The organism is Pseudomonas sp. GW822-FHT03F08 (genome assembly GCF_058801265.1).
The window spans coordinates 1-17841 of sequence record NZ_JBXANC010000008.1 but is presented as its reverse complement, the minus strand read 5'-3'; the positions used below and the strand labels follow the sequence as shown (position 1 = coordinate 17841).

Here is a 17841-nt window from a genome sequence, read left to right as displayed (position 1 = left end):
GTGGCGCACAAGACACTCACCGGGAAGTTTCCGCCAAATGCCTGAATCACCTGGATTGGTCGCGATCCTGGCCTACGACGGCCTCTGTACGTTCGAGTTCGGCATCGCCGTGGAGATCTTCGGCCTGGCCCGGCCGGAGTTCGATTTCCCGTGGTACGCGCACTGCATTGCAGCGGTGGATCAAGGCCCGATGCGTGCCATGGGCGGGATCCAGGTGCTGGCCGATGGTGGTCTGGAATTGTTGGCGGATGCGCGCACCATCATCATTCCCGGCTGGCGCGACCGCAGTGCGCCGGTGCCGGAAGCCTTGCTCGAAGCATTGCGCAATGCCCATTCGCGCGGCGCACGGTTGCTGTCGATCTGCTCGGGTGTCTTTGTGCTGGCAGCCAGCGGATTGCTCGACGGGCATGGCGCGACCACCCACTGGCGCTACACCTCGGAGCTGGCCGAGCGCTTCCCGGCCATTGATGTCGACCCGGACGTGCTTTACGTCGATTCAGGCCAATTGATTACTTCGGCTGGCAGCGCGGCCGGGATCGACGCCTGCCTGCATCTGGTGGCGCGGGACTTCGGCACTCAGGTGGCCAATTCGGTAGCGCGACGGCTGGTGATGTCGCCGCAACGCACCGGCGGTCAGGCGCAATTCATTCCCACCCCGGTCAGCCCGACCCCGCGCAGCGATCTGTCGCGCGTGATGCAGTGGGCCCGCGAACGCCTGCACGAACCGCTGGAAGTGCGTGATCTGGCCAGCGAAGCGGCGATGAGCGAACGCACCTTCCTGCGCAAATTCACGGAAGCCAGCGGCCAGTCCCCCAAGGCCTGGCTGCAACACGAGCGCCTGGCCCGAGCCCGAGAGCTGCTGGAAAGCACACCGCAAAACACTGATCAGATCGCCCAGCGCTGCGGTTATCGTTCGGTAGAAAGCTTTCGTGTGGCGTTTCGCAGCGTGGTCGGGGTGCCGCCGTCGGTGTATCGCGAGCGCTTTGGTCGTGAGGTCAAGGCTTGCGCAACAGATAAGTGTCCATGATCCAGCCATGCTCGGCCCGCGCAGCCTTGCGCACCCGCTCGATTTCATCCGCGACATCCTTGAGCCGGCCGCTGATGAGGATTTCGTCCGGCGTGCCGAGGTAGGCGCCCCAGTAGATCTCCGTCTGCTGATCCGCCACTTGATGGTAGGAGTCTTCGGCGTCGAGCATCACCACCAGGCTGTCGGTATCACTCACCTGCCCCGCCGCCAGGCGTCGGCCGGTGGTGATTTCAATCGAGTGGCCGATGGTGTTCAGCGGTACCTTGTGCTGCGCCGCCAGGGCCTGAACGCTGGTGATGCCCGGGATCACGTCGAATTCAAATGTGCATCGCCCCGAAGCCAGAATCGCCTGGAGAATGCGAAGGGTGCTGTCGTACAACGCCGGATCGCCCCATACCAGAAAACCGCCGCACTGCCCGTCAGCCAATTCGTCATTGATCAGGCGCTCGAAGGTTTGCCGCTTGGCGCGGTTCAGATCATCGACGCTGGCGCTGTAGTCCACATCGCCGCGCTCGCGCTCCGGGCTGTGGGCTTCGGCGAAACGGTAGGTACGATCGGTGATGTAGCGTTCGCAGATTTCGCGACGCAGGTCGATCAGCTTGTCCTTGCTCTGGCCCTTGTCCATGAGGAAAAACACGTCCACCTGATTCAGCGCCTTCACCGCCTGCATCGTGATGTAGTCGGGGTTGCCGGCGCCAATGCCGATGACCAGCAAGCGTTTCATGAACGGTCTCCTTCAAGGTCGATGCCGGACAAGCGTAGCCGCCAGCGCCCGAAGAAACTCAACTCGACCACCGCCAGCGGCTCGACATCGATGCTATGGAAAGCCTGGCCTTGCATGACCTGCATCAGCGCCGCACGCATGATGAACGGATGCGTGACGGCCACCACATGACCCGGCGTGGTTTGCAGGGTCGCCAGCCATGCGACCACTCGTTCGCCGAGTTGCACCACCGACTCCCCGCCATGGGGCGCGGCGCCGGGATCTTCGAGCCAGGCTTGCAGAGCTTCCGGTTCATCTCGCTGCAAGTCTTTGATCGACTGCCCCTGCCAACGGCCCCAGTCGCAATCGCGCAATGCTTCATCCACCTGGGCATCGTGACCGAACCATGCGGCAGTCTGACGCGTGCGCAATTCCGGGCCGCAGATCAAACGACGCGGCGTAGCGAATCGAGTGGCCAGCGAGTCAGACGCAACAGCGCTTTCTTCAACAGCTTCGTTCGTAGGAAAACGCGCCAATTTTTGTGCGACGGTTCTGGCGTGACAGATCAAGGTCAAACGGGTGGCTTGCACAATGAGTCACTCGGTCAGAAGGTAAAAAACACCCGGCAACGTGCCGACAGGACGGCAATTGTGCCGTAAACCGGGCGGTTCCGGGGAAGCCCTTCAATCGCCCTGTCAAAACAAAGCGGCAATGTCTGACACAACAATGGGCAATGGACTACAAGATCGATCGATAGACGTGTAGCCCTTGTTACACGGGCATCTCGCCCCATTTTGGGGCTGAAATAATTGCCTGGAAAATTCACTAGACATGTAGCGTGAGTTACATAAATACTGTTTTAACGGATTGTGAAGCGAATCCAACACCCCATCCAGCAGGAGCCCGGATGCCCCCTCTCAGAGACCTGATTACTGATCCCGGCCTGGACCTTACGCCTTCAGAGCGCAAAGTCGTCCGGGCCCTGCTCGATCAGTACCCGCGCAACGGGCTCGGCCCGATGGCGCGTCTGGCCGAACACGCCGGCGTCAGCGATCCGACCATCGTGCGTCTGGTAAAAAAACTCGGTTTTGGCGGTTACGCCGAATTCCAGGACGCCCTGCTCAGCGACATGGACCATCGCCTGCGCTCGCCGCGCACGCTGTTGCAACCGCGTTCGAACCTGAATCAGGACGATGCCTGGAGCCACTATCTGGCCCACAGCCACAACCTGCTGGCTGAAACCCAGGCCCTGACCCAACCCGAAGACGTGCGGATTCTCGCGCAGTGGCTGCTCGACACGCGCCATCAGGTCTACTGCTTCGGCGGGCGTTTCAGCAGCCTGATGGCCACTTACCTGCTCAATCATTTGCGTCTGCTGCGCCCCGGTTGCTTTGCGCTGGAGGACAACGCGCAACTGCCGGATCGTCTGTTCGACCTGCAGCGCCAGGACGTGGTGCTGGTGTTCGACTATCGCCGCTACCAGACCCAGGCCCTGCGCGTAGCCAATGCAGCCAAGAACAACAACGCTCGCGTCGTGCTGTTCACCGACATCTATGCCTCGCCGCTGCGCGAGCTGGCCGACATGATCATCAGCGCCCCGGTGGAGTCGGCATCGCCGTTCGACACCATGGTCCCGGCGCTGGCCCAGGTTGAAGCGTTGATCGCTTGCCTGACCCTGCGCAGCCCGGACCTGGCCGATCGCCTGGAAGGCATCGATGCCCTGCGCAACGACTTCGACACCCACCTGCTGGAGGATAAATAAGGATGTTCAGCCTTCCCCACCGCTCGCCGCGGGACCTGCCGTTTGTCACCGACCACACTGCGCTGTTGCTGGTGGACATGCAGCGTGCCTGGCTTGAGCCGCAGTTCGACCCGCACCTCGAAGGCCCGGACGCCGCCTACTTCCTCAATCGTACGCGCTCGCAAGTGGTGCCGAATCAGGTGCGCTTGCTCAACGCCTTCCGCGACGCACGGCAGAACGTGCTGCACACCCTGATCGAAAGCCTCACCGCCGACGGTCGCGACCGCTCGCTGGACCACAAACTGTCGGACATGCACCTGCCCAAGGGCAGCCCGCAGGCACAGGTCATCGCCGAACTGACCCCGGCGGAAAACGAAATCGTGCTGCCAAAGACTTCTTCCGGTGTCTTCAACTCGACCAACATCGACTACGTGCTGCGCAATCTGGAAACCCGGCACCTGATCATCGCCGGCATCGTCACCGACCAGTGCGTGGACATGGCCGTGCGCGACGCCGCCGACCGGGGTTATCTGGTGACACTGGTGGCGGACGCCTGCGCGACCTACACCGAAGCACGCCACGACGCGTGCCTGAACGCGATCAAGGGCTACTGCTGGATCACCGACACTGACACCGTACTCGGTCGGTTGCAGGAGATGCAGCCATGAGCGAACGCTTGTCGCCGTTGCCGATGACCACCATCGTCACCACCGACCTGATCGGTATCACCCGTGGCCGCTCGTTTCCCAGCGATGAGCTGGAGCACTATCAAGCGGCCGGTTGCGGCTGGGTGCCGGCCAACAGCGCGTTGACGCCGCAGGACATCATCGCGTCGAGCAATCCGTGGGGCGCCTATGGCGATCTGCGGTTGATTCCCGACCTGGCCAGCCGCGTCACGGTCGGCAATGGTCCGGACGCCGCCGCCCCGGCGCTGGATTTCATCCACGGTGACATCCGCGAAACCGACGGCCGCCCGTGGGGCGCCTGCCCGCGCACGCTGCTGCGCGATGAAATCGAGCGGTATCGCGACCAGCTCGGGTTGCAGGTCAACGCCGCGTTCGAACACGAATTCAATCTGCACGCAGGGTTTGCCGAACACCTGGCCTTCTCTCTCGAAGCACAACGCCAGGGCGCCGAGTTCGGCGGCTGGCTGCTCAGCGCGTTGCGAGCCGGCGGCGTCGAGCCGGAAATGTTCCTGCCCGAATACGGCAAGCATCAATACGAAATCACCTGCCGCCCGACCTTCGGCGTGGCGGCGGCGGATCGCGCGGTGAACGTACGCGAGATCACCCGTGAAATCGCCCGGCAGATGGGCCTGGACCTGAGCTTCGCACCGAAGACCGCTGCTGAAGCGGTGTGCAACGGCGTGCACCTGCATGTCAGCCTGCTCGACCTGGCCGGTCAGCCGATGCTGTACGACGCCGGCACCAGCAATGGCTTGTCGACCCTGGGCCAGCACTGGGCGGCGGGCGTGCTGCATTACTTGCCGGCGCTGTGTGCGTTCACCGCACCGACGCCGGTCTCATATGAACGTTTGCAGCCGCACCACTGGAGCGCGTCCTACGCCTGCCTCGGGCAACAGAACCGCGAAGCGGCGCTGCGCATCTGCCCGACCGTGAGCCTGGGCAACAAACCCGTGGCAAAGCAGTACAACCTGGAATTCCGCGCCATGGACGCCACCGCTTCGCCGCACCTGGCGATGGCTGCGCTGCTGATCGCCGGACGCCTGGGCATCGAACAGCGTCTGGCGCTGAACGCGATCACCGATGAAATCCCCGATTCACTCAACGACGAACAACGCGAGGCGCGGGGCATCGTTGCCCTGCCTGCCTCTTTGGCTCAGGCACTGGAATGCCTGCGTCGCAGCGAAGCGCTGATGGCAGCGCTGCCCGCACCGTTGCTCGACACGTATTTCGCCCTTAAAACCGAGGAACTGGCGCTGACGGAACAGCTCTCGCCCGCTGACCTGTGTGAGCACTATGCACGCCTGTACTGAATCCGCCGAGCTTGGGTTGTACACCCGACCGGTCTACAACCTGATCCGCGAAAACTCGTCGCATCCACTGATCCTGGTGTGCGAGCACGCCAGCCGTTACATCCCCGACGCCCTGAACAACCTGGGCCTGGATGACACGGCTGCGCGTGAACACATTGCCTGGGACATCGGTGCGCTGGAGCTGGCCGAGCAACTGTCGGAAAAGATCGGCGCCACGCTGCTGAGCGCCAATTATTCGCGACTGTTGATCGACCTCAACCGGCCCCGACATGCCCCGGACAGCATTCCGGCGCAGAGCGAGATCTATCAGGTGCCGGGCAACCGCGAGCTCGATGAAGCCACCCGCGAATACCGTCGCCAGTGCCTGTTCAAGCCGTTTCACACCCGGTTGCAACAACTGATCGACGAGCGCCTGGCCGATGGCCGGCCAGTGCGGGTGGTGGGGATTCACAGTTTCACCCCGGTGTACTACGGCCAGCCACGGGAACTGGAAGTCGGCGTGCTGTTCGGTCAGTCCAAGGCATACGCCCAGCGCCTGCTCGACGGTCTCGACCGGCATCCGCTGAAAGTCGCCGGCAACCAGCCGTACAAGATCGACCCGCTGGGCGACATGACCGTGCCGGTGCACGGCGATGCCCGTGGTCTGGAGTCGGTCTTGATCGAAGTGCGCAACGACCTGCTGCGCAACCCGGAAGCGGTTTCCCGCTGGGCAAATTATCTGGCACCCCTGCTGTAAAGATTGTTGTAACCACTGCTGACGCTGTAAACGACGGACCGATATAACAACTAAAACGACCGATTGGCTGACAAGGAGTTGCGCTTCATGGAAATAGAAGAGTTCGGCTACAAACAGGAGTTGAAACGTAGCCTGACACTGACCGACCTGGTGGTGTACGGGATGATCTTCATGATCCCCATCGCCCCGTTTGGCGTGTATGGCTACGTCAACGCGGAGGCACCGGGGATGGTGCCCTTGGCGTACATCATCGGCATGGTGGCGATGGTCTTCACCGCACTGAGCTACGGCAGCATGGCCCGGGCCTTTCCGATTGCCGGCTCGGTGTATTCCTACGCACAACGAGGCCTGAATCAACACGTCGGCTTCATCGCCGGCTGGCTGATGCTGCTCGACTATCTGCTGATTCCGCCACTGCTCTACGTCTACGCGGCGATGGCGCTCAACCATTTGTACCCGGACATTCCGAAGGTCGGCTTCATCCTGGCGTTCCTGGTCAGCGCCACGTTCGTCAACCTGCGCGGCATCACTTTCACCGCCCGCATGAACATCGTGTTCCTGCTGGCACAACTCGTTGTGCTGGGGATTTTCCTGTTCTACGCCTGGAACGCCCTGCACAACGGTGGCGGCAACGGCCAGTTGACCCTGGCGCCGCTGTATCACCCGGAAACCTTCAACTTCGCTCTGCTGATGCAAGCAGTGTCGATTGCGGTGCTGTCATTCCTCGGTTTCGATGCGATCTCCACGCTCGCCGAAGAGATCAAGGGCGATCCGGGCCGCAGCGTCGGCAAAGCGGCGTTGATCACCCTGGTAGTGATGGGCGCGATTTTCGTCGTACAGACCTGGATCGCCACCGACCTGGCCGCCGGCATGGGCTTCAAGTCCGCCGACACCGCGTTCTATGAAATCGCCGAAATTGCCGCCGGCAGCTGGCTCGCGACCCTGACCGGCGTTGCCACGGCCCTGGCCTGGGGCGTGGCGGTGGCAATCACTTCGCAAGCGGCGGTCTCGCGCCTGCTGTTCGGCATGGCCCGCGACGGCAAGCTGCCGAAAGTGCTGGCCAAGGTCCACCCGAAACACAACACGCCGTACCTGAGCATCTATCTGGTGGCCGTGCTGTCGCTGGTGATCTGCTACCTGTTCATCAACTCGGTGGACACCCTGACCTCGCTGGTCAACTTCGGCGCCTTGAGCGGCTTCATGCTGTTGCACCTGACCGTGATCAATTACTACTGGCGCCGGCAGAAGTCCGGCCAGGTGATCCGTCACCTGATCTGCCCGGTGATCGGCTTCATCATCGTCGCGGCCATCATGTACAACATGGGCGTCGATGCACAGAAACTCGGCCTGATCTGGATCGCCCTGGGTCTGGTGTACCTGTTCTTCCTGAACAAGCTCGGCGCCAGTACCGCGCTGCCTGACCCGAGCAATGGCTGACAAGAAAAAGAGCGGCGTCTGACAACAAATCAGGCGTCCGCCGCTTTAACGCGTGGAAACCGACAGTGATAGTCAGGTTCGGCGAATGGGCCGAATCTTTTGATACAGGAGTGCATCCATGCTGGTCTTACGCCCAGTCGAGCCAAACGACCTGCCTCAATTGCAACAATTGGCTCGCGACAGCCTGGTGGGCGTCACGTCCCTGCCGGACGACAGCCAGCGCCTGAGCGAAAAAATCGCCGCGTCCTGCGCCTCGTTCGACAGCGAGGCAGCGGCTCAGGGCCCGGAGAATTACTTTTTCGTGCTGGAAGATCTCGACAGCAGACGCCTGGTCGGCTGCTCGGAGATTCTCGCCACTGCCGGCCATAACGAGCCGTTCTACAGTCTGCGCAATCGCCATTTCACCAGCGCTTCGCGGGAACTGAACATCGAACATGGCGTTCCGGCACTGTCGCTGTGCCACGACCTCAGCGGCCACACGCTGCTGCGCGGTTTTCACATCAACACGGCGCTGGTACGCACACCCTTCTCGGAATTGCTGTCGCGGGCACGACTGCTGTTCATCGCCGCCCACGGGACACGTTTTGCCGAAGCGGTGATCACCGAAATCGTCGGCTACAGCGACGAGCAAGGCAACTCGCCGTTCTGGGATGCGCTGGGTAAGCACTTCTTCGATCTGCCCTACGTCGAGGCCGAACGCCTGTGCGGCTTGCAGAGCCGTACGTTTCTTGCCGAACTGATGCCGCAATACCCGATCTACGTGCCGATGCTGCCGCTGGCGGCACAGGAGTGCATCGGTCGCATCCACCCGGACGGTCAGGAAGCCTTCGACATCCTTGAGCGCGAGGGTTTTGAAACCAACAGCTACATCGACCTGTTCGATGCCGGCCCGACCTTGTATGCACGCACCGCCAACATCCGTTCGATCGCCCAGAGCCAGACCGCCACGGTTCAAACGGAACCACTGATCGATGCCCGCGGTCGTTATCTGGTGAGTAACGATGCACTGCATGGCTTTCGGGCGGTGGTCGCCGAGTTGGATTACCAGCCCGGTCAGCCCTTGGCGCTTACGCCGGCGATTTGTGCAGCACTGAATGTCAGCGCTGGCAGCACGATCCGGGTGATTGCCCTGTGAACCGCGCCCTCACCCAACGACAGTGCCCGAGCAGGCGCGCAAAAGGAGTTGCAGCATGATTGTCCGTCCGGTCCAAGTCAGCGACCTGCCAGCGTTGATGACGCTGGTGCAACAGGCCGGGCCGGGGTTCACCACCCTGCCTGCCAACGAAGATCGCCTGGCCCACCGGGTACGCTGGGCGCAACGCGCCTTCGCCGAGCAGGTCGAGCGGGCCGATGCCGACTATCTGTTTGTGCTCGAGGACGACGAGCAGCGGGTGGTCGGGGTCAGCGCCCTGGCCGGGGCTGTCGGCCTGCGTGAGCCCTGGTACAACTATCGGGTCGGGCTGACTGTCAGCTCGGCGCCGGACCTGGGCATTCAGCGGCAGATCCCGACGCTGTTCCTCAACAATGAACTGACCGGCCAATCGGAACTGTGCTCGCTGTTCTTGCGCCACGATCAGCGCCACGGCAGCAATGGACGCCTGCTGTCATTGGGGCGCTTGCTGTTTGTCGCTGAATTCCCGCACCTGTTCGGCGAGAAGATGATCGCCGAACTGCGCGGCAGTGCCGACGAGCAAGGCTGTTCGCCATTCTGGGACAGCCTCGGCCGGCACTTCTTTCAGATGGACTTCAGCCACGCCGACCACCTGTCCGGGCTGGGCAACAAGGCCTTCATCGCCGAACTGATGCCGCGCCAGCCGCTGTACACCTGCCTGCTCACCGAACAGGCTCAGGCCGTGATCGGTCAGGCCCACCCCAACACCGAGCCGGCACTGAAAATTCTCCAGTCCGAGGGTTTCGCCCACAAAGGCTACATCGACATCTTCGACGGCGGCCCGGTCATCGAGGCGCCGATCCGCAGTATCCGCACGGTACGCGACAGCCTGGAACTGACCCTGAGCATTGGCGCGCCGGACGATCAGGCGCCGCTGTGGCTGATTCACAACCGCCGTCTGGAAAACTGCCGCATCACAGTCGCTCCGGGACGCCGGGTCGGCAGCACTCTGGTAATCGACCGCCTCACCGCCAAACGCCTGCAATTGCAGCCGGGCAACTCGGTGCGGGCAGTGCCGCTGCCCAATCAACAGCAGCAGGCGGTGGCGGCCTGAGCGCCTCTGCCTGCAGCAAGAAAGCCTGAACAGGTTTTCCTGGTTAACTTCCTCGTTAATTCGTCATGATCCTTGACCCATTGGCGTGATAGCCTTTTCACCTTCGGCGTTGACACCTTTGCTCAAGCCTTTCCATTCCTTTGTATTGGTGGAACTCGTATGACCAGGCTTTCTCATCAAGATTTGCGCCGTAACTTCCGTCAGCTGCTGGCTTCCGACACCTGCTATCACACCGCATCGGTGTTCGATCCGATGTCCGCCCGCATCGCCGCTGACCTGGGTTTTGAAGTAGGGATTCTTGGCGGTTCGGTCGCCTCGTTGCAGGTCCTGGGTGCTCCGGACTTTGCCCTGATCACCCTCAGCGAATTCGCTGAACAGGCCACCCGAATCGGCCGCGTCGCCCAATTGCCGGTGATCGCCGACGCCGACCACGGCTACGGCAACGCCCTGAACGTGATGCGCACCATCGTCGAACTGGAACGCGCCGGCGTCGCCGCGCTGACCATCGAAGACACCCTGCTGCCGGCACAATTCGGCCGTAAATCCACCGATCTGATCTCGGTCGCCGAAGGCGTCGGCAAGATCCGCGCGGCACTGGAAGCCCGAGTCGACTCGGAAATGGCGATCATCGCCCGGACCAACGCCGGCATCCTGCCGAATCAGGAAATCATCAGCCGCACCCGCCAATACCAGGCCGCTGGCGCCGACGGTATCTGCATGGTCGGCATCCAGGACTTCGATCAGCTCGAGCAAATCGCCGAACACCTGACCGTCCCGTTGATGCTGGTCACCTACGGCAACCCGGCGCTGCGCGACGACAAACGCCTGGCCGAACTGGGTGTACGCGTGACCATCGACGGCCACGGCGCTTACTTCGCGGCGATCAAGGCCACTTACGACAGCCTGCGCGAACAGCGCCAGATCTTCACCCAGGCTTCGGACCTGAGCGCCACCGAACTGACCCACACCTACACCCAGCCTGAGGAATACATCCTCTGGGCCAAGGAATACATGAGCGTCAAAGAGTAACCTCACACCCCGCTACAAAGAGGCAGAGCGGCCCGACGCCATTACGAGTCCACTCGCATGGCGCCCGCCGCGAAACCGCTAGCTGCCGTTACTGCTTCGCCAGCTCCATAATCATCCGCGACAACAGATAAATCCGCGGCGCCACACTCTCCACTTCCGCATACTCCTCCGGCGTATGAATGTTGCCGCCAACAATCCCGAACCCATCCAGCGTCGGCGTGCCCACCCCGGCTGACAGACTCGCATCCGCCGCCCCGCCACTGCCTTCTTCGGTCAACTTGCGGCCGATTTCGCCGTAAATCCCCTGGGCCATTGCCATCAAACGATCCGACTCCGGCGTCTGCGGCATCGGTGGCAAGCCGCGTTGCAGCGAAGTCTTCACTTCGGTATCGGGAATCAACTTGTCCTGCGACACCCGCGCCAGATCCTTCTCGATCCGGTCGAATTCCTCCGGCACCGCCGCCCGTACGTCAGCCTTGGCCATGGCCTGATCCGGGATCACGTTGGTGCGATCACCGGCCTTGAGCACAGTGAAGTTGATGGTGGTTTTCTTGGCTTCGTCGCCGAGCTTGCCCAGTTGCAGGATCTGGTGTGCCGCCTCCATCGCCGCGTTGCGCCCCAGTTCCGGCGCGACGCCGGCGTGGGCGGCCTTGCCCTTGACCTCGACCAGTGCGGTGGCACTGCCCTTGCGCCACACCACCAGACCATCGGCCGGACGGCCCGGCTCAAGATTGAGGGTCACGTCGTGAAGTTTGGCGGTTTTCTTGATCAGGTCAGTGGCGACGTCCGAGCCGGTTTCTTCGCTGGCATCGAGCAGGAAAGTGATTTGCGCGTAGTCCTTGAAGTCGAGGTTCTTGAGAATTTTCAGCGCATAAATGCCGGCGACAATCCCGCCCTTGTCGTCCATCACCCCCGGCCCGTAGGCACGGCCGTCCTTGATGTGGAACGGACGCTCGGCAGCAGAACCTTCCTTGAACACCGTGTCCATGTGCGCCATCAGCAGGATTTTCGCCTTGCCGGTGCCTTTGAGCGTGGCGAGTACGTGGTTGGTTTTTTCCGGAGTGTTGGGCACCAGTTCAATGGTTGCGCCAAGCTTTTTCAGCTCATCGATGGCGATGTCGCTGACTTGCTTGAGCCCTGGCTCATAGCCCGAGCCCGAGTCGATATTGACCAGGCGTTCGAGCAATTTCAGGGCTTCGGGTTTGTATTGCTCGGCGTCGGCCAGCACCTGTTTGTGCGGTTCGGCGAACGCGCCAGCGGCTGCGAAAGAGAGGGTCAGGCCGAGACCGGCGGCCAGCAGAGAACGAGGGAATTTGAACGTCATGAATCAATCCTTGTTTCGTGTCGGGTACTGAACCGTACCTGACATCGCCCCAAGGCTCTATCCCGGATGCGACACCCAATCCGTTCAAACCGAATCGAATACCTCGCGCCGCGGCTTGTCATCGTTGCAGCAGATCACCCGGTTGCGCCCGCTGGCCTTGGCTTCGTAGAGCGCTTCATCGGCATCGTTCAGCCAGCGCGTTGCATCGCCGTGAGCCGGATCGAGTGCCGCCAGGCCAATGCTCAGGCTGACTTTCAGCGCCGGGTTCTGTTCGTAGACCAGAAAGGAAAAACGCTCGCGCAAGGCTTCCATGGCCTGCGCTGCATTGAACAGCGGCAGGTCCGGAAGGATCACGCAAAACTCGTCGCCGCCATAACGCCCCGCCACATCGGCCATGCGCAGATTCTGCTTGAGCATCTTGCTTAACTGACGCAGGACGATATCGCCGGCCACATGGCCGTAGGTGTCGTTGATTGCCTTGAAGTGGTCGATGTCGATCAGCGCAATCGCCGCGCCAGTCTGCTGGCGTTTGCTGCGTTCGAATTCGATGTCCAGTTGATCCTTCCAGGCGCCGTGATTGAGCAAACCGGTCAGGCTGTCGGTACGGCTCAACGCCAGCAATTCACGCTTGTGCAGGCCAAGGGTGTAGGCCTGGCGGAAGCAGATCCAGCCCAGCGCCAGCGGATACAGCATCAACAACGGCAGGCACGCATAGAGCTGCGCCGGAGAGGTCGCGGGGATGAAGGCCGGGGCAAACACTACCAGCCCGACACCGACGCCAAGCAACTGCGCAGCAGCCCCGGCCAGCAGAAAACGCAGGCCACCGATGGCGACATTGTTCATCGCCATCATTGAAATAGTCGTGGCACTGGGCAAGGGATTGAAGTGCATGGCGGCGACCCAGAAGCCGCCGAGAAAGGCGTCGAGCAGCAGGTTGCGGTGTTCGGCGTGGTACGGAACCTTGGCCCGTCGGGCCCATTGATACGCGAGGTGCGGCCAGACCAGGCCGTTGAACAGCATCAGCGCCCAGACCCAGGTCGGCGGATCGAGCGGGTACATCGCAACGCTCACGCATAGAAGCCCCAGGACCAACCCGAGGGTTCGCGATGTGTAAAGCCTCCTGGCCAGTGAAAGTCCCTTTCCTCCCGTTCTTCCCATAAGGGCCTCGAGTACACCGCAAAAGGATGTGCTCGGAGTCTAACAGGGAGACGTTAAATAGCCATCACCGGCCAGCGGCCGAATACCCCGCCATTTCCATCACACGGCAGGCAAATGATTGGCTATACATGAAAGGAAGAAAATGGAAAAAAGACTCTAAGAAGGAGGACCATGCAGACCTATCAAGTGTTGATCATCGGCAGCGGGTTTGGCGGCCAGTGCGCGGCCATCAATTTGCTCAAGGCCGGCATCGACGATTTTCGCTTGCTGGAGCGGCGGGACTTTTTCGGCGGTACCTGGTGCCAGAACACTTACCCCGGCGCGGCGGTCGATGTGCCGTCGCCCCTGTATTCATTGTCGTTCGCGCCCTACCCCTGGACGCAGATGTTCGCCGAACAGGCCGAGCTGCATCACTACACCGAACATGTGATCGAGCGTTTCGGCCTGCGCGACCGGGTGGAACTGCAAGCCAACGTCGAACGCATCGAATGGGACGAAACCGAGAAACGTTGGGCCGTACACACCGGCACCAAAGGCACGTTCTACGCACAGTTCCTGATCAACGCCACCGGGCCATTGAGCCAACCGGTCGTCCCACACTTCCCGGGACAGGATCGCTTTCAGGGCAAGACCTTTCATACAAACAATTGGGATCACAGCTACGACTATCGCGGTAAACGCGTGGCCATCGTCGGCAGCGGCGCCAGTGCGGCGCAGGTGATTCCGACCATTGCGCCGCAGGTCGAGCAACTGCACGTCTTTCAACGTACGCCGCATTGGGTGCTGCCCCGACCCGACCGCAAATTCGGGCCTTTCCAGCGCTGGCTGCTGGGTCTGAAACCGGCCTACAAGCTGTTGCGCTGGATGATCTACTGGCAGTTCGAAACCCGGGTCATCGCCTTCAAATATTCGAAACCAGCGATTCACATGGTGCAGCACCAGGCCCTGAAATTCCTCAAACACCAGATAACGGATCCCGAACTCCAGCGAAAACTGACGCCGGACTTCACCATCGGTTGCAAACGGGTACTGGTCTCCAGCACTTATTACCCGGCGCTGACCCGGCCCAACGTCACGCTGCACAGCCGCGAGCAAGGCATCGCCAGCCTCGACGAAACCGGCATCGTCACCACGGACGGCCAGCACATCGACGTTGATCTGATCGTGTGGTCGACCGGTTACGACGCCACCGACGGAGTGATTTCCTACCCGGTCAGCGGAAAAAACGCCGTGCAACTGCGCGACGTCTGGGCGCAATACCCGCGCGCCTACCTCGGCACCAGCCTGCCGGACTTTCCCAACCTGTTTATCGTCACCGGGCCGAACACCGGCATAGGCCACACCTCGGCGCTGTTCATCATCGAATCGCAGATGAACTACATCCTCGACTGCATCCGCACCGTGCAGGCCAAAGGTCTGCGCAGCATCGAAGTTCGCCCCGAAGCAGAACGTACCTACACTCAGATGATTCACCGGGAGATGGAGCGCACGGTCTGGAAAACCGGCGGCTGCCACAGTTGGTATCAAAGCAAGAGCGGTCATGTGATCGCAATGTTCCCGGGCTTCAGTTTCAGCTATCACCGGTTGACCCGGGCGCTGAAACCGGCCGACCACATTCTGTCTTGAACAAGGAAGACGTCCGATGCTCTTGCTGTTTGTCGCCCTCGCAGTTTTCGTGGCCTGGAGCTGGTTGAGCTACCCGGCGGTCGGCCACTGGCTCTACGACCTGAGCGCGGCCCTGGAGGCCAAGCTGTACCGGTTGCACAAAATTGAAGTGCCGATTGCCGAAATGACCGTGTCGACCTGGCAAGGCGGGCCCTATGAAGCGTCGAGCAGCATTCTGATGCTGCATGGCTACAGCGCGGAAAAGAACCTGTGGCTGCGCTTCGCCCGGCATTTCGTCAGTCAGTATCGAGTGATCATTCCGGACCTGGCCGGCCACGGCGAAACCGGCTTCAAGGCGGGCGGTGGCTACGACATCGCGGTGCAGGCCAAGCGCATGATCCAGTTGCTCGACGTCTGCGGGGTCGAGAAAGTCCATGTGATCGGCAACTCCATGGGCGGTTACATCGCCGCGTGGCTGGCGGCGACCTACCCGGACCGCATCGCTTCGGTGGCCTTGATCGACCCGGCCGGCGTCACCGCGCCGGAGCCCAGCGACATGGAGCGCCATCTGGCACGTGGGCACAATCCGTTTTTGATCAATTCCCGGGAAGAATTCCGACGCTTCTATGCGATGACCATGGCCTCGCCGCCCTGGGTACCGGGGCTGGTGCTGGATGCCATCGCCCAGCGCTATGAACAACGCCGGGATGAACTGGAAGAGATCTTCCGGGATTTCCGCGCCAGTCCGCCAATGGAGCCGAAACTCCCGGACATCAAATGCCCGGGGCTGTTGCTCTGGGGCCGCAAGGACCGGTTGATCGATGTCAGCAGCGTGCCGGTCTGGAGCAAGGGCATCGCCAATCTGCGGGTCGATGTGTGGGACGGCGTCGGTCACATGCCGATGGTCGAGCAGCCATCGAACACGGCGCGTTTGTATCGGGAGTTTCTGGGGGAGAACTCGCGTCAGGACAGGTAAACGATCAGTCGTTGGCAGAATGAAGTTCGTAGGATTCTTCGTTTGCCCGCGTCGGCGAAGGCTGCGATCTTTTCCCCCATCCTTTACGTGACCGTGCCAGGAATTTTTTTCATGACCGTGCAGCCTTTCGTCAGCCCCGACCTGATCCGCCAACGCTTCTCCAAAGCGATGTCCGACATGTACCGCGAAGAAGTGCCGCTGTATGGCGCCTTGATGGAACTGGTGGAACAGACCAACCTCGACGTGCTGTCGCGCGAGCCGCAGATCGCCCGTCAACTGCACAGCACCGGCGAAATCGAACGGCTGGACATGGAGCGCCATGGCGCAATCCGCGTTGGCACCGCGACCGAACTGGCCACCCTCGCCCGCCTGTTTGCGGTGATGGGCATGCAACCCGTGGGTTATTACGACCTGACCCCTGCCGGAGTGCCTGTGCACTCCACGGCGTTCCGCGCGGTGCATGAAGATGCGCTACAGGTCAGCCCGTTCCGGGTGTTCACTTCGTTGCTGCGACTTGAGTTGATTGAAGACCCCGAGCTGCGGGCCTTCGCGCAATCGGTGCTGGATCAGCGTTCGATCTTCACCCCAACCGCGTTGCGTCTGATAGAGCAGGCCGAAGCCGCTGGCGGGTTGAATGAATCCGAAGCCGGGGAATTTGTCCTGCAGGCGCTGGAGACTTTTCGCTGGCACCACAGCGCCACCGTCACCGCCGCGCAATACCAGACCCTCAGCGCCCAGCATCGTTTGATCGCCGATGTCGTCGCGTTCAAGGGCCCGCACATCAACCACCTGACACCGCGTACGTTGGACATCGACATCGTTCAGGCACAGATGCCACTGCACGGCATCACACCCAAAGCGGTGATCGAAGGGCCACCGCGCCGGCAGCATCCGATCCTGCTGCGTCAGACCAGTTTCAAGGCGCTGGACGAGCCGATCGCCTTCACCGACCAGACGCAAACTCGCGGCAGCCACAGCGCCCGGTTCGGCGAAATCGAACAACGGGGTGCGGCGCTGACCCCCAAGGGCCGGGCGCTGTACGACCGCCTGCTGAATGCGGCACGCGATGAATTGGGCGATTTCCCCAACGAAGCCAACGCCTCACGCTACAACGCGCTGATGACTCAGCACTTCGGCGAATTCCCTGACAGCCTCGAGGGCATGCGCGAGCAGGAGTTGGCGTACTTCCGTTATTTCGTGACAGACAAAGGGCTTGAGGCGAGTCGTCCCGCTGATGTTTCGCTGCGAGCGTTGTTACGCGATGGGTACGTGAAAGCCGAGCCGCTGGTGTACGAAGATTTCCTGCCGGTCAGTGCGGCGGGGATTTTTCAGTCAAACCTGGGGGATGCGGCGCAGACGCACTATGGCGAGCACTCCAATCGTCAGGCGTTCGAACAGGCCTTGGGGCGTTCGACCATCGATGAATTGAGGTTGTATGCCGAGACGCAGCAGCGTTCGATAGAAGAATGCCTCACCGTGCTGACTCGGTAAGGCGACGAAGCGGCGTTTGGCCATACTGCGCAAGAAGTTGCGCAGTTGTACGTAATAAAACACCCCTTAAAACCGCTGCAAGCCACGCAGCTCTTGGCCTCCAGCCAAGTGCGCAAGAAGTTGCGCAGTACTGCGCAACTTCTTGCGCACTTTTCGCCTGAAACGCTGCCGTTTTTCACGAAAATCAATGACTGCCAGCGCCATCCTCCCGGTTTTACGAGGCTTCGAAAATGTTGGCACGCTCCTTGATAACAGTCAGGCACCCACCGGGCGATTTCGCCTCCCGGGCACCCTAACTTTATCCGCAAGGAGAGCATCCCATGGCAACACCAGCGTACATGTCGGTTACCGGCGAAAAACAAGGCCTGATCACTGCCGGCGCCTTCACCGCCG

16 protein-coding genes and 1 pseudogene are annotated in these 17841 nt (G+C 61.5%); 13 read left to right on the top strand and 4 right to left on the bottom strand.

Going from position 1 to position 17841, the window contains the following annotated elements; translation table 11 throughout:
• Nucleotides 1-37 precede the first annotated feature (37 nt).
• Nucleotides 38-1027 carry a transcriptional regulator FtrA gene (gene ftrA, locus AC1RME_RS20345; RefSeq protein ID WP_096822900.1) on the top strand — a complete coding sequence of 330 codons (990 nt, stop codon included), beginning with the start codon at nt 38-40 and terminating at the stop codon, nt 1025-1027.
• Here the strand turns inward: ftrA and cobF are convergent.
• Both cobF and AC1RME_RS20335 read right to left on the bottom strand, forming a co-directional pair.
• On the bottom strand, nt 996-1751 hold the full coding sequence (gene cobF, locus AC1RME_RS20340; RefSeq protein ID WP_493091668.1) for a precorrin-6A synthase (deacetylating): 756 nt from the start codon (nt 1749-1751) through the stop codon (nt 996-998). The two genes, ftrA and cobF, sit on opposite strands and share 32 nt — an antisense overlap.
• Nucleotides 1748-2320: a histidine phosphatase family protein gene (locus AC1RME_RS20335; protein ID WP_493091667.1), complete on the bottom strand. Its 573-nt coding sequence runs from the start codon at nt 2318-2320 to the stop codon at nt 1748-1750. The genes cobF and AC1RME_RS20335 overlap by 4 nt, the downstream gene beginning before the upstream one ends.
• 317 nt (nt 2321-2637) lie before the next feature.
• Here AC1RME_RS20335 and AC1RME_RS20330 point away from each other — a divergent pair, with 317 nt between their 5' ends.
• From AC1RME_RS20330 to AC1RME_RS20295, 8 genes are all read left to right on the top strand, one after another.
• Nucleotides 2638-3492 (top strand): MurR/RpiR family transcriptional regulator, encoded by an 855-nt coding sequence (locus AC1RME_RS20330; protein WP_493091666.1) that lies wholly within the window; start codon nt 2638-2640, stop codon nt 3490-3492.
• A 2-nt stretch (nt 3493-3494) separates the two neighbouring features.
• Complete coding sequence (locus AC1RME_RS20325; protein ID WP_007956245.1) at nt 3495-4139, top strand: cysteine hydrolase family protein; 645 nt, start codon at nt 3495-3497, stop codon at nt 4137-4139.
• Nucleotides 4136-5467, top strand: coding sequence for a type I glutamate--ammonia ligase (locus AC1RME_RS20320; protein ID WP_493091665.1), 1332 nt, complete (start codon nt 4136-4138; stop codon nt 5465-5467). Before AC1RME_RS20325 ends, AC1RME_RS20320 begins: the two co-directional genes overlap by 4 nt.
• On the top strand, nt 5451-6203 hold the full coding sequence (locus tag AC1RME_RS20315) for an N-formylglutamate amidohydrolase (protein WP_493091664.1): 753 nt from the start codon (nt 5451-5453) through the stop codon (nt 6201-6203). The genes AC1RME_RS20320 and AC1RME_RS20315 overlap by 17 nt, the downstream gene beginning before the upstream one ends.
• 87 nt (nt 6204-6290) lie before the next feature.
• On the top strand, nt 6291-7640 hold the full coding sequence (locus AC1RME_RS20310; protein WP_085733174.1) for an APC family permease: 1350 nt from the start codon (nt 6291-6293) through the stop codon (nt 7638-7640).
• Between the two features lie 118 nt (nt 7641-7758).
• A complete protein-coding gene (locus AC1RME_RS20305; protein ID WP_493091663.1) occupies nt 7759-8775 on the top strand; it encodes an arginine N-succinyltransferase in 1017 nt (338 codons plus the stop codon).
• A gap of 55 nt (nt 8776-8830) precedes the next feature.
• Nucleotides 8831-9865 (top strand): arginine N-succinyltransferase, encoded by a 1035-nt coding sequence (gene astA / locus AC1RME_RS20300; RefSeq protein WP_096822908.1) that lies wholly within the window; start codon nt 8831-8833, stop codon nt 9863-9865.
• Between the two features lie 159 nt (nt 9866-10024).
• Nucleotides 10025-10894 carry an isocitrate lyase/PEP mutase family protein gene (locus AC1RME_RS20295; RefSeq protein ID WP_096822909.1) on the top strand — a complete coding sequence of 290 codons (870 nt, stop codon included), beginning with the start codon at nt 10025-10027 and terminating at the stop codon, nt 10892-10894.
• An 88-nt stretch (nt 10895-10982) separates the two neighbouring features.
• Here the strand turns inward: AC1RME_RS20295 and AC1RME_RS20290 are convergent, their stop codons facing one another.
• Complete coding sequence (locus AC1RME_RS20290; RefSeq protein ID WP_096822910.1) at nt 10983-12218, bottom strand: M20/M25/M40 family metallo-hydrolase; 1236 nt, start codon at nt 12216-12218, stop codon at nt 10983-10985.
• A gap of 84 nt (nt 12219-12302) precedes the next feature.
• Complete coding sequence (locus AC1RME_RS20285) at nt 12303-13376, bottom strand: diguanylate cyclase (RefSeq protein ID WP_096822911.1); 1074 nt, start codon at nt 13374-13376, stop codon at nt 12303-12305.
• Between the two features lie 171 nt (nt 13377-13547).
• Here AC1RME_RS20285 and AC1RME_RS20280 point away from each other — a divergent pair, with 171 nt between their 5' ends.
• The 4 genes and pseudogenes from AC1RME_RS20280 to AC1RME_RS20265 form a co-directional block, all read left to right on the top strand.
• Nucleotides 13548-15002, top strand: coding sequence for a flavin-containing monooxygenase (locus AC1RME_RS20280; protein ID WP_493073481.1), 1455 nt, complete (start codon nt 13548-13550; stop codon nt 15000-15002).
• 16 nt (nt 15003-15018) lie between these two features.
• On the top strand, nt 15019-15957 hold the full coding sequence (locus AC1RME_RS20275; protein WP_102619566.1) for an alpha/beta fold hydrolase: 939 nt from the start codon (nt 15019-15021) through the stop codon (nt 15955-15957).
• Nucleotides 15958-16068: 111 nt separating this feature from the next.
• Nucleotides 16069-17448: a 2-oxoadipate dioxygenase/decarboxylase HglS gene (hglS, locus tag AC1RME_RS20270; protein WP_493091662.1), complete on the top strand. Its 1380-nt coding sequence runs from the start codon at nt 16069-16071 to the stop codon at nt 17446-17448.
• A gap of 320 nt (nt 17449-17768) precedes the next feature.
• Nucleotides 17769-17841, top strand: a pseudogene (locus AC1RME_RS20265) (Hcp family type VI secretion system effector); the annotation flags it as partial.

Bases quoted from the DNA above. Each gene is read 5' to 3' on its own strand.
- ftrA (WP_096822900.1), top strand. From the start codon at position 38: ATGCCTGAATCACCTGGATTGGTCGCGATCCTGGCCTACGACGGCCTC.
- cobF (WP_493091668.1), bottom strand. From the start codon at position 1,751: ATGAAACGCTTGCTGGTCATCGGCATTGGCGCCGGCAACCCCGACTAC.
- AC1RME_RS20330 (WP_493091666.1), top strand. From the start codon at position 2,638: ATGCCCCCTCTCAGAGACCTGATTACTGATCCCGGCCTGGACCTTACG.
- AC1RME_RS20325 (WP_007956245.1), top strand. From the start codon at position 3,495: ATGTTCAGCCTTCCCCACCGCTCGCCGCGGGACCTGCCGTTTGTCACC.
- AC1RME_RS20320 (WP_493091665.1), top strand. From the start codon at position 4,136: ATGAGCGAACGCTTGTCGCCGTTGCCGATGACCACCATCGTCACCACC.
- AC1RME_RS20315 (WP_493091664.1), top strand. From the start codon at position 5,451: ATGCACGCCTGTACTGAATCCGCCGAGCTTGGGTTGTACACCCGACCG.
- AC1RME_RS20310 (WP_085733174.1), top strand. From the start codon at position 6,291: ATGGAAATAGAAGAGTTCGGCTACAAACAGGAGTTGAAACGTAGCCTG.
- AC1RME_RS20305 (WP_493091663.1), top strand. From the start codon at position 7,759: ATGCTGGTCTTACGCCCAGTCGAGCCAAACGACCTGCCTCAATTGCAA.
- astA (WP_096822908.1), top strand. From the start codon at position 8,831: ATGATTGTCCGTCCGGTCCAAGTCAGCGACCTGCCAGCGTTGATGACG.
- AC1RME_RS20295 (WP_096822909.1), top strand. From the start codon at position 10,025: ATGACCAGGCTTTCTCATCAAGATTTGCGCCGTAACTTCCGTCAGCTG.
- AC1RME_RS20290 (WP_096822910.1), bottom strand. From the start codon at position 12,218: ATGACGTTCAAATTCCCTCGTTCTCTGCTGGCCGCCGGTCTCGGCCTG.
- AC1RME_RS20285 (WP_096822911.1), bottom strand. From the start codon at position 13,376: ATGGGAAGAACGGGAGGAAAGGGACTTTCACTGGCCAGGAGGCTTTAC.
- AC1RME_RS20280 (WP_493073481.1), top strand. From the start codon at position 13,548: ATGCAGACCTATCAAGTGTTGATCATCGGCAGCGGGTTTGGCGGCCAG.
- AC1RME_RS20275 (WP_102619566.1), top strand. From the start codon at position 15,019: ATGCTCTTGCTGTTTGTCGCCCTCGCAGTTTTCGTGGCCTGGAGCTGG.
- hglS (WP_493091662.1), top strand. From the start codon at position 16,069: ATGACCGTGCAGCCTTTCGTCAGCCCCGACCTGATCCGCCAACGCTTC.